Origin of the sequence: Pseudomonas sp. PS01299, from assembly GCF_029960145.1 — a bacterium.
Classification (GTDB): Bacteria; Pseudomonadota; Gammaproteobacteria; order Pseudomonadales; family Pseudomonadaceae; genus Aquipseudomonas; species Aquipseudomonas putida_A.
On sequence record NZ_JASCPO010000178.1, the window covers coordinates 1 to 12,286 of the forward strand.

The 12,286-nt window shown below is 58.9% G+C and carries 15 protein-coding genes and 1 tRNA gene; 12 read left to right on the plus strand and 4 right to left on the minus strand.

Going from position 1 to position 12,286, the window contains the following annotated elements:
* Positions 1–118 precede the first annotated feature (118 nt).
* Together QMX91_RS23210 and QMX91_RS23215 are read right to left on the minus strand one after the other, a co-directional pair.
* Entirely contained in the window at positions 119–592 is a 474-nt protein-coding gene (locus QMX91_RS23210) for a peroxiredoxin (protein WP_003222570.1), read from the minus strand.
* A gap of 10 nt (positions 593–602) precedes the next feature.
* Positions 603–1,163, minus strand: a complete 561-nt coding sequence (locus QMX91_RS23215; RefSeq protein WP_007963284.1) for a glycine cleavage system protein R — start codon at positions 1,161–1,163, stop codon at positions 603–605.
* A 325-nt stretch (positions 1,164–1,488) separates the two neighbouring features.
* Between QMX91_RS23215 and dapA the strand changes: the two genes are divergently transcribed.
* The 7 genes from dapA to QMX91_RS23250 all read left to right on the plus strand — a co-directional run bounded on the left by dapA (position 1,489) and on the right by QMX91_RS23250 (position 6,112).
* On the plus strand, positions 1,489–2,367 hold the full coding sequence (gene dapA / locus QMX91_RS23220; protein WP_098967670.1) for a 4-hydroxy-tetrahydrodipicolinate synthase: 879 nt from the start codon (positions 1,489–1,491) through the stop codon (positions 2,365–2,367).
* Between the two features lie 17 nt (positions 2,368–2,384).
* Positions 2,385–3,500 carry an outer membrane protein assembly factor BamC gene (gene bamC, locus QMX91_RS23225; RefSeq protein WP_027614466.1) on the plus strand — a complete coding sequence of 372 codons (1,116 nt, stop codon included), beginning with the start codon at positions 2,385–2,387 and terminating at the stop codon, positions 3,498–3,500.
* Positions 3,501–3,504: 4 nt separating this feature from the next.
* Positions 3,505–4,266: an MBL fold metallo-hydrolase gene (locus QMX91_RS23230; RefSeq protein WP_047598088.1), complete on the plus strand. Its 762-nt coding sequence runs from the start codon at positions 3,505–3,507 to the stop codon at positions 4,264–4,266.
* Between the two features lie 28 nt (positions 4,267–4,294).
* Entirely contained in the window at positions 4,295–5,008 is a 714-nt protein-coding gene (purC, locus tag QMX91_RS23235; RefSeq protein ID WP_007963288.1) for a phosphoribosylaminoimidazolesuccinocarboxamide synthase, read from the plus strand.
* 84 nt (positions 5,009–5,092) lie between these two features.
* Positions 5,093–5,182 (plus strand) — tRNA-Ser (locus QMX91_RS23240).
* 346 nt (positions 5,183–5,528) lie between these two features.
* Complete coding sequence (locus QMX91_RS23245) at positions 5,529–5,783, plus strand: type II toxin-antitoxin system HicA family toxin (RefSeq protein ID WP_081730304.1); 255 nt, start codon at positions 5,529–5,531, stop codon at positions 5,781–5,783.
* Positions 5,780–6,112 (plus strand): type II toxin-antitoxin system HicB family antitoxin, encoded by a 333-nt coding sequence (locus QMX91_RS23250; protein ID WP_047598089.1) that lies wholly within the window; start codon positions 5,780–5,782, stop codon positions 6,110–6,112. Before QMX91_RS23245 ends, QMX91_RS23250 begins: the two co-directional genes overlap by 4 nt.
* Positions 6,113–6,229: 117 nt before the next feature.
* Here QMX91_RS23250 and QMX91_RS23255 read toward each other — a convergent pair whose 3' ends face one another.
* The gene (locus QMX91_RS23255) at positions 6,230–6,436 is read right to left on the minus strand and encodes a hypothetical protein (protein ID WP_027614505.1); all 207 of its coding nucleotides are present in this window, start codon (positions 6,434–6,436) and stop codon (positions 6,230–6,232) included.
* Positions 6,437–6,574: 138 nt separating this feature from the next.
* Positions 6,575–6,766: a DUF1508 domain-containing protein gene (locus QMX91_RS23260; RefSeq protein WP_007963291.1), complete on the minus strand. Its 192-nt coding sequence runs from the start codon at positions 6,764–6,766 to the stop codon at positions 6,575–6,577.
* Between the two features lie 276 nt (positions 6,767–7,042).
* Between QMX91_RS23260 and QMX91_RS23265 the strand changes: the two genes are divergently transcribed.
* The 5 genes from QMX91_RS23265 to QMX91_RS23285 all read left to right on the plus strand — a co-directional run bounded on the left by QMX91_RS23265 (position 7,043) and on the right by QMX91_RS23285 (position 12,194).
* Entirely contained in the window at positions 7,043–8,008 is a 966-nt protein-coding gene (locus QMX91_RS23265) for a glycosyltransferase family 2 protein (protein WP_027614506.1), read from the plus strand.
* A 3-nt stretch (positions 8,009–8,011) separates the two neighbouring features.
* A complete protein-coding gene (locus QMX91_RS23270) occupies positions 8,012–8,707 on the plus strand; it encodes a class I SAM-dependent methyltransferase (protein ID WP_282413444.1) in 696 nt (231 codons plus the stop codon).
* Positions 8,704–9,090 (plus strand): GtrA family protein, encoded by a 387-nt coding sequence (locus QMX91_RS23275; protein ID WP_027614508.1) that lies wholly within the window; start codon positions 8,704–8,706, stop codon positions 9,088–9,090. The genes QMX91_RS23270 and QMX91_RS23275 overlap by 4 nt, the downstream gene beginning before the upstream one ends.
* Positions 9,087–11,192: a DUF6311 domain-containing protein gene (locus tag QMX91_RS23280; RefSeq protein ID WP_282413445.1), complete on the plus strand. Its 2,106-nt coding sequence runs from the start codon at positions 9,087–9,089 to the stop codon at positions 11,190–11,192. Before QMX91_RS23275 ends, QMX91_RS23280 begins: the two co-directional genes overlap by 4 nt.
* Before the next feature lie 81 nt (positions 11,193–11,273).
* Positions 11,274–12,194, plus strand: a complete 921-nt coding sequence (locus QMX91_RS23285) for a LysR substrate-binding domain-containing protein (RefSeq protein ID WP_027614510.1) — start codon at positions 11,274–11,276, stop codon at positions 12,192–12,194.
* Positions 12,195–12,286 lie beyond the last annotated feature (92 nt).

Consider the following 12,286-nt stretch of genomic DNA (forward strand, 5'->3'; position numbering starts at 1 on the left):
CTATTCGCTGAGGCTTATTGCCCCTGCGCGAGCAAGCTCGCTCCCACATTTTGAAATGCATTCCAAATGTGGGAGCGAGCTTGCTCGCGAAGGCGTCAGTGAAAACGACGCAGAAATATCAGGCCTTGTTCAGCGCCTGAGCCGCAGCCAGCACCGCATCCACATGCCCCGGCACTTTCACGCCGCGCCATTCCTGGCGCAGCACGCCATTCTTGTCGATCAGGAATGTGCTGCGATCAACGCCCAGATATTCCTTGCCATACAGTTTCTTCAACTTGATCACGTCGAACAGCTGGCAGACGGCTTCGTCCTTGTCGCTGATCAGCTCGAACGGAAATTCCTGCTTGCACTTGAAGTTCTCGTGAGACTTCAGGCTGTCGCGGGAGATACCGAAAATCTCGGTATTAGCGGCCTGGAACGCCGCGTACTGGTCACGAAAACCCTGGCCTTCGGTGGTGCAGCCGGGGGTGCTGTCCTTCGGATAGAAGTAGATCACCACTTGCTTGCCTTTCAGGGCGGACAAGCTGACGGTCTGCCCGCTGGTGGCAGGTGCTTCGAAATCCGCAACCGGTTGGTCGATGACAACGGCCATGAAAGCTTCCTTACATTGGGTTTTGTGGGCGCCAAGGTTCGATCAGCGCATCCAGGTTCATCGCGTCGGCGAAGTCCAGGAACTGGTCGCGCAGCCAGCTGATCTGGGTGCCGGCCGGCAGCGTTACGGTGAACGTGGCGTTGAGCATGGTGCCGCCAGTCTGCGGGGCCTGATAGGTATCGCAGGTCAGGTTTTCCAGCTCGACGTTGTGATCCATGAAGAACTGACAGAGCTCATTGATGATGTCCGGGCGATACGCCGAGCTGACATAAGCCACGTACGGCAGGGCCTGCGGACGGTTTTCCAGAGCCGCGCTGCGTACCACGTTGACGGTGAATGCGTGGCGCTTGGCCAGGGTCGGCAGGCTGCCTTCGAGGCGGGCCAGCGCGTCCCAGCTGCCGGAGATTTCCAGCACCAGGGCGCTGCATTCGCCATGGCGAGTCAGGCGGGAGGTGACGACGGCGCAGCGATTTTCATGGCTGGCGCGGCACAGGACGTTAGTCAGCTCCATGGGGTTGGCGCCAAGGGCACTGATGACAAGGAATTGTTCGCGAACTGTGGGGGTGGACATGCAGCATTCCTAAAGCGATGAGCGGTCGGTAGGTCGATGGGCGTTGGCCGTCGGGAGGCGTCTGCGCGTGCCCGTTCAGAAAGCCCCGGGCCGTGGCTCGCAATTCGCTCCAATAAAGGCGGAGCGTGCAGCAGCGACACTGGAACGGGGCCTGGGAGGCCGAAAGGGGAGGCTGGAACCCGGCGTACAAGCTGATCTGTACCGATCAAAGTCTGAAGGGTAGCGAAAACCGACGCCAAGGGGAATGGCGGCGCAGTACTTCGCTTGTGCAAGCATCTTGGCGCCAGTACCATTACCGCTCTCTTTTTCCGGCAGGAGCGGTTTCATGATTGCGGGCAGTATGGTGGCACTGGTCACTCCCATGGATGCACAAGGGCGTCTTGACTGGGACAGCCTCAGCAAACTCGTGGACTTCCATCTCAAGAACGGCACCCATGCCATTGTCGCGGTCGGTACTACCGGCGAGTCGGCGACCCTTGATGTAGAAGAACACATCGCCGTCATCAAAGCCGTGGTCAAACAGGTAGCCGGGCGCATTCCGGTGATCGCCGGTACCGGCGCCAACTCGACCCGCGAAGCCGTCGAGCTGACCCGCAACGCCAAGGAAGCCGGCGCCGACGCCTGCCTGCTGGTAGTTCCGTACTACAACAAGCCGACCCAGGAAGGCCTGTACCAGCACTTCAAGCACATTGCCGAAGCCGTCGACATTCCACAGATTCTCTACAACGTTCCCGGCCGCACCTCCTGCGACATGCAGGCCGAGACCGTAATTCGCCTGTCCAGCGTGCCGAACATCATCGGCATCAAGGAAGCCACCGGCGACCTGAAACGCGCCAAAGCCATCATCGACGGCGTGAGCAAGGACTTCATCGTGCTGTCCGGCGATGATCCGACCGCGGTCGAGCTGATCCTGCTGGGCGGCAAAGGCAACATCTCCGTAACGGCCAACGTCGCCCCGCGCGAAATGGCTGACCTGTGCGAGGCCGCGCTGAACGGCGACGCCGAGACCGCACGGGCGATCAACGAAAAATTGATGCCGCTGCACAAGGACCTGTTCATCGAAGCCAACCCGATTCCGGTGAAGTGGGCTTTGGTTGAAATGGGCCTGATGCACGAAGGCATCCGCCTGCCGTTGACCTGGCTGAGCGCTCCTTGTCATGAAACGCTTCGCACGGCCCTGCGCCAGTGCAGCGTCCTGGTTTAATTGAGGAAGTACAACGCATGAAGCGAATGGCCGGACTTTCCGCACTTGCCTTGATTATCTCCAGCACCAGTGGCTGCGGATGGGTCTGGGGCCCGGAAGGTTATTTCCGTGACCGTGGTAGCGATTACCTGGAAGCGCAACAGACTGCACCGATGCAACTGCCACCGAATGTCAGCACCTCCAAGCGTCTGGATCCGCTGTTGCCGATCCCGCGCAACGTGGCCGATGACACGGCGAAGGGCGAATACGTGGTACCGCGCCCGCAACCGCTGACGGCGGTTGCCGAGGCGACCGACTACTCGCTGCAGAAGAGCGGTGACTCGCGTTGGGTCGTGGCCCAGCACCCGCCGGCCGAAGTCTGGCCAGTGGCGGTACAGTTCTTCCAGGACAATGGTTTTCGGCTGGATGAACAGCGTCCGCAAACCGGCGAATTCACCACCACCTGGCAGCATTCCGACGAACTGTCCGCCGCCATGGCCAAGCGCCTGAGCGCCGCCGGTGTCGGTGCCGACAGCGAAACCCGCGTGCGGGTGCGTATCGAGCCAGGCGTGCAGCGCAACACCAGTGAAATCTACGTGGTCAGCGCCGAGCGTCCTGCCGGCAGCACCGCCGACGTCGATTTCACCAACCGTTCGGTCAACACTGGCCTGGACGCCGCGCTGGTCGACGACATGCTCGCGAGCATGAGCCGGATCTCCGAGAAGGGTGGTTCGGTGTCGATGCTGGCTTCGCGTGACTTCGATACCCCGAGCCGTGTCAGCCTCAGCGAAGACGGCAGTGGCAACCCGGTACTGAACGTCGGTCCGGACCTGGATCGTGCCTGGTCGAGCGTCGGTCGTGCGCTGGAGCAAGGTCAGTGGCGCGTTGAAGACATCAACCGCAGCCTGGGCCTGTACTACATCAACCTGGCCGAGAAAGCCGAGAAGAAAGACGACAAGCCTGGTTTCTTCAGCAGCCTGTTCGGCAGTGCGCCGACCAAGGAAGAAGTTGAAGCCCGCGCCGAGCGTTATCAGGTTCGCCTGAGCAAGGTCGGTGAGAACGTTCAGGTGACCGTAGAGAAGAACATCAATACCGTTGCGCCGGCCGATGTGGCGCGCAAAGTGTTGAGCGTGATTCAGGACAACCTGGGCTGATCACATGCGCTTTGCCGTTCTCGGCAGCGGTAGCCAAGGGAACGGCACGCTGATCGCCAGCGCTGATACCTATGTGCTGGTGGATTGTGGTTTTTCCCTGCGGGAAACCGAAAAACGCCTGTTGCGTCTGGGGGTTCACCCGGCGCAACTGAGCGCGATACTCGTAACCCACGAACATGCCGACCACGTGCATGGCGTGGGTTTGCTGTCTCGGCGCTACAATCTGCCGGTCTACCTCAGTCGCGGCACACTGCGCGGGATGCGCAAACCGATCGAACCCGCAGGCTTTCTGGCCGGCGGCGAGCAGCTGCAGATCGGCGCACTGAACATCGGGGTCATTGCCGTGGCCCATGATGCGCAGGAGCCGACCCAGTACGTATTCAGTGATAACGAGCAGCGGCGCTTCGGCCTGCTGACCGACCTGGGTTCCTATTGCGAGCGGGTGCTGGACGGCTATCGGGATCTCGATGCGTTGATGATCGAGTCCAACCACTGCCGCGACATGCTGGCCCGTGGTCACTATCCGTACTTTCTCAAGCAACGGGTGGGCGGCGAGCTGGGACATTTGAACAACCATCAGGCGGCATTCCTGGTGGCCGAGTTGGGGTGGCAGGGCTTGCAGCATCTGGTTCTCGCCCACCTGAGCAGCAAGAACAACCTGCCGCAGCTGGCCCGGCAATGTTTCGTCGACACCCTCGGGTGCGACCCGGACTGGCTGCAACTGGCCGATCAAGATTCAGGGCTCGACTGGCGCCATATCGCCTAGCCCATCTACTTAGCAAGCGGAGCCCATCATGGAAAAACGTGAAGAACTCTACCGCGGCAAAGCCAAATCGGTTTACAAGACCGACGACGCTGACCGTTTGATCCTGCTGTTTCGCAACGACACCTCGGCGTTCGACGGCAAGCGCATCGAGCAGCTCGACCGCAAAGGCATGGTGAACAACAAGTTCAACGCCTTCATCATGCAGAAACTCGAAGCGGCCGGCATTCCGACCCAATTCGACAAGCTGCTGGGCGACAACGAGTGCCTGGTGAAGAAGCTGGACATGATCCCGGTCGAGTGCGTCGTGCGTAACTACGCCGCCGGCAGCCTGGTAAAACGTCTGGGCGTCGAAGAGGGCATGAAGCTCAACCCGTACACCTTCGAACTGTTCCTCAAGGACGACGCCAAGGGCGACCCGTTCATCAACGAATCCCACGTCGTGGCATTCGGTTGGGGCACCGCCGAGCAACTGGCACGCATGAAAGAACTGTCGCTCAAGGTCAACGAAGTCCTGAGCAAACTGTTCGACGACGCAGGCCTGCTGCTGGTGGACTTCAAGCTTGAGTTCGGCGTGTTCAGCGACGGCTCGATCGTCCTCGGCGACGAGTTCAGCCCGGACGGCTGCCGCCTGTGGGACAAGGACACCAAGAAGAAGATGGACAAAGACCGCTTCCGCCAGGGCCTCGGTGACGTCATCGAGGCCTACGAAGAAGTCGCCAATCGTCTGGGTGTACCGCTTTAATCGACGCAAGCATCTGATAGCACGAAGAAAATTTTCGAAAGAGGGTTTGCTTTCGGCAGAAGTGTTGTTATGATGCGCGCCGTTGGAGAGATGCCAGAGTGGCCGAATGGGACGGATTCGAAATCCGTTGTACCTTCACCGGTACCTAGGGTTCGAATCCCTATCTCTCCGCCATATATAGAAAAAGCCCCGTAGCTGAGAAGCTACGGGGCTTTTTTGTTTCTGCTCGCTTGAGTAATCAGCAAATCCTGTCGCCGGAACCCGAGGTTGAAAACTCGATAATCGGATGTGACTCGATTGATGCCGGTTCGTACGTAACTCTCGGAGTCTACCTACAGCTCTATTTCCAATCACTCCTTATCCTGACCTATGTGCCCAATATTGACCGGATTCGGATAAAAAGACGCCGTTTTCAAGCTTGGAGGGTGGCGTTGTCCGCTTGTTCAAGGGGGCGCTTCATGGATCAGCGATATGAATCGCGATTGTCAATTTTTCCTGCGCGGTATCATGGTGTAATACTATGAACAACAAACAACTCGGTACGCTCGCAGCTATATTTTCACGACCCACACCCGCCACGTTGGAATGGGCGCGCATCGAGTCTCTGTTCAATGCGGTCGGGGCCAGAACCGTGGAAGGCAATGGTTCGCGAGTTCGGTTTGAATTAAGAGGTGTGGTTGCTACGTTCCACCGACCTCACCCGGATAAAGAAGCAAAGCCCTATCAGGTTCGTGATGCTCGGGCTTTTCTTGAACAAGCAGGAGTCACTCCATGAACGTGATGAATTACAATGGGTATGCAGCCCGAATTGAATACAGTGATGAAGACGGTCTTTTTGTTGGTCATATCGCTGGGATCAAGGACGTTGTAGGTTTTCATGGCGAATCTGTAAAAGAGCTTCGGTCAGCGTTCGAAGAGGCTGTTACTGACTATCTGGAGACTTGCGCAAAACTGGGCCGTGCTCCTCAAAAGCCTTATTCGGGCAATCTCAGTCTGCGTTTGGCGCCAGCTCTTCATGCGACTGTTGCCGTAAAAGCGCAATTGGCTCAAAAAAGCATTAATCAGTGGGTTGCGGATGTTCTTGACCGAGAGGCCCATGCCTAGCTTGATTCTGGTCTGGAGGTTGTACGTCGTTCCCGAACAGAGCAAATAGCCCCGTAGCTGAGAAGCTACAGGGCTTTTTTGTATCTGCGAGCTTTACCAAACACCCGCCTCAGCCACTCACGGCTGCGGATGCCCGAGCTTCTGTTTGATCAGGTCATACACTTCCTTGTGCGTCGAGTTGCGCAGGGTGTTGTCCTTGCAAGCCGAGGCCAGGAAGGTTTTCACTTCGTCCTTGGCGTGCGGATAGAGGCTGGCGACGTAGTCGGCTTCGTGTGTTTGGGTGCAGTTGAAGTGCTTGTCGTCTTTCGCTTTGTCTCTAGCCATGGTGCGGCTCCTTTTGAGTTTGAACGTCATTTGGCAAAACAGGGCTGGATGGCCCCGTACGCTGAACAGCGTAGGGGCGCAAAAGTGCTTTGCCAGTGCTTCAGACGAAAAAGGAAGAGGCTGTAGGACGCGGCGCCATCAGATTTCCTTCACCGGCGTCTCCCCCTGCACACCCTTGATCAACTCGATCACGTGTAAACAATCGGCCTTGTTCACATACGACTCGCCACTGGCAATCGTCTCGTGGTTCCCCGCCCGCAGCCTCCAGCGCCATTGGCCTTTGCCGGTGCTCGGGGTGCCTCGGGATTGCCTGTAGATCTCGAAATACATTCAGTTCGCTCCTTGCGATGGTGTTTGCGACAACCTGTGTGGCGCATCGTCGCAAGCCTAGCGGAGCGAGTTTTTTTCGCTATCGGGTATTTGTTTCCAATCGTTGGCAGATGTTTCTGAAGAGTGCGGGCTAGAGCGCACGCATCGGCGTCTGGATTGGCCAGAATGTCGCCCTTTGCACCTTGCAAGGCTATCGGCGCTACTGCTTAATACGGGACGGCTCATGGCGTTGAAAATGCTTCGACGACCGACAAACACTATAAAAAGAGCACTCCATTGACTGAGCATGGAACGGCACAGGCCACACGGGTCACGTTATCGCTGGTTGTCCCGGTTTTTAACGAGGAGGACAGTCTCGACGCGTTCATTCTGCGCATCGATGAAGTCTTCCAGCACCAAGCCTCAATTGCTTTGGAGCTGGTGTTCATCAATGACGGCAGCACTGATGCCACACTTGAGCGGCTGCTGGATCGTCAGCGGCACGACTCGCGGCTGCGCATCGTCGATCTGAGCCGTAACTTCGGCAAAGAGGCGGCGTTGTCTGCGGGATTGCAAATCGCCAACGGGCAGATTGTGGTGCCTATCGATGCCGATCTGCAGGACCCACCCGAAGTCATTCTGCAAATGATCGAGCGATGGCGCGAGGGCTATGAAGTGGTGCTCGGTCATCGCGTCAGCCGCCGCAGCGACACCTGGGCCAAGCAGACGTCGGCGCATTGGTTTTACCGCCTGCACAACAAGATCGCCGAGCAACCGCTGCCGGAAAACGTCGGCGATTTCCGCCTGATGGACCGTTGTGTAGTCGATGCCTTGCTGACTTTGCCCGAGTCCCGGCGCTTCATGAAGGGCCTGTTCGCCTGGGTCGGTTTTCGGACTACCCACGTTGATTACGAGCGGCCCGAGCGCGTGGCGGGGCAGAGCAAATTCAACGGCTGGCGGCTGTGGAATTTTGCCCTGGAAGGCATCACCAGTTTCAGTACCGAACCGTTGCGGATCTGGACTTACATCGGCGCCGCGGTGTCGCTGGTGTCCTTTGCCTTTGCCATTTTTATCGTGTTGCGCACGCTGATCCACGGCGTCGACATGCCCGGTTATGCCTCGCTGATGGTGGCCGTGACGTTCCTCGGTGGCCTGCAATTGATTGGCATCGGCGTACTCGGCGAGTACCTCGGCCGCACTTATATCGAATCCAAACGCCGGCCGGTTTTTCTGGTGCGTCGCGTCTACGACCCCAAGGACTGAAACATGGATCTCAAGGAAACCGATATCCTCGGCGACAGCATCGGTGAGCATTGGTATTACTGCTCCAAAGCGGCGGCGACTCGTCGTCTGCTCGGTGATGTACCGATCACGCGGATTCTCGACGTGGGCGCCGGCTCGGGTTTCTTCTCCCATCACCTGCTGACTCAAACCGATGCGCGCGAAGCGTGGTGCGTCGACATCAGTTACCCCGCCGATTCCGATGCGACCACCGCCGGCAAACCGGTGCATTACCGCCGCGATATCGACGCCATCGACGCCGATCTGGTGCTGCTCATGGATGTGCTGGAGCATGTCGACGATGACCTTGGTCTGCTCAAGGCTTACGTTGACAAGGTGCCGTCCGGCAGCCGTTTCCTGATGACCGTGCCGGCGTTCCAGTTCCTGTGGAGCGGTCACGACGACTTCCTCGAACACAAGCGCCGCTACACCCTGCCGCAGTTTGAAACCCTGGCCCGTGATGCCGGTTTGAGCGTGCAGCGCGGTGCCTACTATTTCGGCGCGGTGTTTCCGATCGCGGCGGCGTTGCGTTTGCTGCCCAAAGCGCCGCAGTCTCAGCTCAAACGCCATCATCCCTTGGTCAACGGCGTGCTCAAGACGTTGTGCAGCCTCGAACTGCCGCTGATGAGCCACAACCGTCTGGCCGGGCTGAGCGTGTTCGTGCTGGCGCAAAAACCGTGACTTCAGTTGAAAGGAAAACGCTGATCCAGCGCGGTCTGCGCTTTGCCGTGACCGGTCTGTTCGTCACCGCGCTGCATGCGCTGGTGGCTGTGCTGTTCATCAATTTCGTTGCGCCGCAACCGCCGCTGGCCAACGGAGTGGCGTTTGCCGTGGCAACGGTGGTGTCTTACGTGATCAACACCACCTGGAGTTTCTCCGCCCGACTGCACGGCAGAACATTGCTGCGATTTCTATCGGTATCGGCGTGCGGTTTTCTGTTGGCGATGTTTGTCGCCTGGGCCGCGCAGGTGGCCGGGTTGAATTATCTGTTGGGCATTGTCGCGGTGGCGCTGACGATTCCGGCATTCACGTTTGTCTTGCACAACTTCTGGACGTATCGATGAAGCTCTCCGCAACACATCGGGCGACTGCGCTGCTGCCCGTGCTCTTGGGAATTCTGGCGTTTTTCATTGTGGTCGGCCCACGTGCCTTGAACCCGATGAACATTGCATGGCTGGGCGACGGCGACCCCGCCACGCACTATCAGGGTTGGGTTTTTTTTCGTCATTCGCCCTGGACGTTTCCACTGGGGCTTAACCCGAGCTATGGGCTGGAGTTGGGTAACGGGATAATTTTCTCGGATTCCAATCCGTTGTTCGCTTTTATCTTCAAACCGTTCTCAGCCCTGTTGCCTGAACCTTTCCAGTATTTCGGCCTGTGGCTACTGACGTGTTTCGTTCTGCAGAGCTGGTTTGCCTGGAAGCTGATTGGCCTGTTCAGTCGCGACGTGGCGTTGCGTTTGCTTGGTGCAGGAATGTTTTTGTTCATTCCGGCGATGATCGTCCGCATGAGCGTACATCTGTCCCTGGCTGGGCATTTTCTGTTGCTGGCAGGGTTATATCTGGCATTGCGCCCCTTTACGCCGAAACGCCGCCTCGCCTGGGGCGCGCTGCTGGCGGCGGCTGCGCTGGTGCACGCTTATTTGCTGGCGATGGTTGCGTTGATCTGGCTTGCCGACCTTGCCGCCAAAACCCTTCAGCGGCGCCAGACGCCGGGTAAGGCCTTGATCGAGTTGATCGGTCTGTTTCTGCTGGTCAGTGTCTGCTGCTGGCAGGCGGGTTATTTCAGCATAGGCGACAGCGGTCTGGCGTTGATGGGGTATGGCCTGTTCCGGGCGAATGCGCTGACCTTTTTCGATGCGGGTGTCTGGTCCTATACCTTGCAGGACATGCCGGGTGTACTGGGCGACGGCGACGGGTTCGCATTTCTGGGCCTGGGCGTGATCTGCCTGGGGATCTTTGCCTTGGTGCCGGTGCTGCAAGGGACGACTGACCTGGGAGCCAAGGCTCGCCGTTACCCGTTGGTTTTGCTCGCGCTGGCAGGGCTGGCGATATTCGCCGTTTCCAACAATATCGGCGTAGGGCCATTCGAATTCAGGATTCCGCTGCCGGATGCGGTGGTTGCCGTGGCCACGATTTTTCGTGGCTCGGGGCGAATGATCTGGCCGCTCATGTACATGGCCATTTTTGCGATCCTCTATGTGGTGATTCGCGGGCACTCTTCGCGCGTGGCGTTGATGCTGCTGAGTGTGGCGCTGGTGGTTCAGGTGGCAGACACGCGCGCCGGTTGGGCGGTGTCGCGCGGTTTATTCATGGCCACGCCGTCGCCCACATGGAAGACGCCATTGGTCGACCCGTTCTGGGAGCAGGCGGCGAAGCGTTATCAGGCAGTGCGCTGGCTGCGACCGGAGAATTATCCGGAACAGTGGATGACCTTGGCCGACTACTCGGGTCGCCATCACTTGCCGACCAACGCGGTCTACCTTGGGCGCGTCAGTACGGTTGCCACTGAAGCCGCTCAAGCGGTGTCGGATCGAATGGTCAGTTCTGGAAACTATGCAGCCGATACCCTGTACGTGCTCAGTAACCGTACTGTGCTGGAAGCAGCTCTGACCGTGAATCGCGACACCGATGTGCTCGCCAGAATTGACGGGTTGAACGTGTTGGCGCCGGGCTGGAAGCGTTGCGCCGACTGCCTGCCGATATCGGCCCCGGACCCATTGACGCTGATCCCGCCACTCAAGTCGGGCGAGAGAGTCGTGTTCAATCCCAGCAGTCTGGCGACGTTTTTCCTCGGTAAAGGGTGGGCGAACAATGAACCGTGGGGCACCTGGTCCGAGGGGAATGAGTCGCAAATTGCCCTGCGGCCGACTGCTCGGGTGCACTCGTTCTTGCTGGAAACCACTGCGCTGCTGGCCCCTTCACACACCGAGCAAGCAGTGGAAATTTTCGTCAACGATGTACGCGTGCTGTCCACCCGGCTGGTCAAGCCTGAAGCGAATCGCCTGAATGTCGAGTTGCCGGTCGAAGTGCAGCAGCGTGTCGAGCAACAAGGTGTGCTGAATATTCGTTTCAGATACGCCAACGCTATCAGTCCGGTTGAGTTGGGCATGGGCAAGGACATGCGCAAGCTGGCGATCGGGATACAGGCGTTGACGGTGAATTGAGCCGGTGTTGTTCCTTTCGCCCATAGACGCTGTCCATGGGCCTTTCTAAACTGCCCGCAGACCGGGGAGTAGGGGCAATGGATGAATCGAAATGAATTACGCAAGGCCGACATCAATCTGATGGTGGTGTTCGAGACCTTGATGCTCGAACGCAACGTGACCCGGGCGGCGGAGAAGCTGTTTCTCGGCCAGCCGACCATCAGTTCGGCGCTCAATCGCTTGCGCGCGATGTTCAACGATCCGCTGTTCATTCGCGTCGGCCATCGCATGGAGCCGACTGCCCGGGCCGAAGAGCTGTTCAAGTACCTGTCGCCGGCCCTCGACTCGCTGTCGGTGGCGCTGAGCCTGACTCACGATTTCGACCCGGCCGTGAGCAACATGACGTTCCGGATCGGCCTGTCCGATGACGTCGAATTCGGCCTGTTGCCACCGTTGCTGCGGGCGCTGCGTCAGGAAGCACCCAGCGTAGTGTTCGTGGTGCAACACGTCGACTACTGGCGCATCCCCGACCTGCTGGCCGCCGGCGACATCACCGTCGGCATCAGCCAGACCCGAGGCCTGCCGGCCAATGCCAAGCGCAAACTGCTGCGGCATATCCAGCCAAGCATCCTGCGCGCCGACGCCTCGGATTCGCCGCTGACCCTCGATGAATACTGTTCGCGCCCACACGTACTGGTGTCGCACACCGCCAACATCAGCGGCTATGCCGATGAGTGGCTGGCGGAAATCGGCCGCACCCGGCATGTGGTGTTGTCGGTGCCGCAATACAGTGCGCTGCCGGCATTGCTGGCCGGCACCGACCTGATCGCCAGCCTGCCGGACTACACCGCCGAAGCCATGGCTGCCTCCGGGCTGTTGTTCAAGGAACCGTTTCCGTTCAAGACGCCGATGCTGGATCTGTCGATGGTCTGGCTCAGCCACGTCGACAGCGACCCGGCCGAGCGCTGGCTGCGGTCGCGGCTTGAGGCGTTCATGAGTGAGCGGCCACTGACCGCCCCCTGAATCCCACCACAAATCTCCCCTGTAGGAGTGAGCCTGCTCGCGATGAGGGTGTGTCAGGCGACATTGATGTTGTCTGACACGACTCCATCGCG

What these genes read in the sequence shown, in the direction of transcription:
- QMX91_RS23210 (WP_003222570.1), bottom strand. Translation starts at nt 592, where the DNA reads ATGGCCGTTGTCATCGACCAACCGGTTGCGGATTTCGAAGCACCTGCC.
- QMX91_RS23215 (WP_007963284.1), bottom strand. Translation starts at nt 1,163, where the DNA reads ATGTCCACCCCCACAGTTCGCGAACAATTCCTTGTCATCAGTGCCCTT.
- dapA (WP_098967670.1), top strand. Translation starts at nt 1,489, where the DNA reads ATGATTGCGGGCAGTATGGTGGCACTGGTCACTCCCATGGATGCACAA.
- bamC (WP_027614466.1), top strand. Translation starts at nt 2,385, where the DNA reads ATGAAGCGAATGGCCGGACTTTCCGCACTTGCCTTGATTATCTCCAGC.
- QMX91_RS23230 (WP_047598088.1), top strand. Translation starts at nt 3,505, where the DNA reads ATGCGCTTTGCCGTTCTCGGCAGCGGTAGCCAAGGGAACGGCACGCTG.
- purC (WP_007963288.1), top strand. Translation starts at nt 4,295, where the DNA reads ATGGAAAAACGTGAAGAACTCTACCGCGGCAAAGCCAAATCGGTTTAC.
- QMX91_RS23245 (WP_081730304.1), top strand. Translation starts at nt 5,529, where the DNA reads ATGAACAACAAACAACTCGGTACGCTCGCAGCTATATTTTCACGACCC.
- QMX91_RS23250 (WP_047598089.1), top strand. Translation starts at nt 5,780, where the DNA reads ATGAACGTGATGAATTACAATGGGTATGCAGCCCGAATTGAATACAGT.
- QMX91_RS23255 (WP_027614505.1), bottom strand. Translation starts at nt 6,436, where the DNA reads ATGGCTAGAGACAAAGCGAAAGACGACAAGCACTTCAACTGCACCCAA.
- QMX91_RS23260 (WP_007963291.1), bottom strand. Translation starts at nt 6,766, where the DNA reads ATGTATTTCGAGATCTACAGGCAATCCCGAGGCACCCCGAGCACCGGC.
- QMX91_RS23270 (WP_282413444.1), top strand. Translation starts at nt 8,012, where the DNA reads ATGGATCTCAAGGAAACCGATATCCTCGGCGACAGCATCGGTGAGCAT.
- QMX91_RS23280 (WP_282413445.1), top strand. Translation starts at nt 9,087, where the DNA reads ATGAAGCTCTCCGCAACACATCGGGCGACTGCGCTGCTGCCCGTGCTC.
- QMX91_RS23285 (WP_027614510.1), top strand. Translation starts at nt 11,274, where the DNA reads ATGAATCGAAATGAATTACGCAAGGCCGACATCAATCTGATGGTGGTG.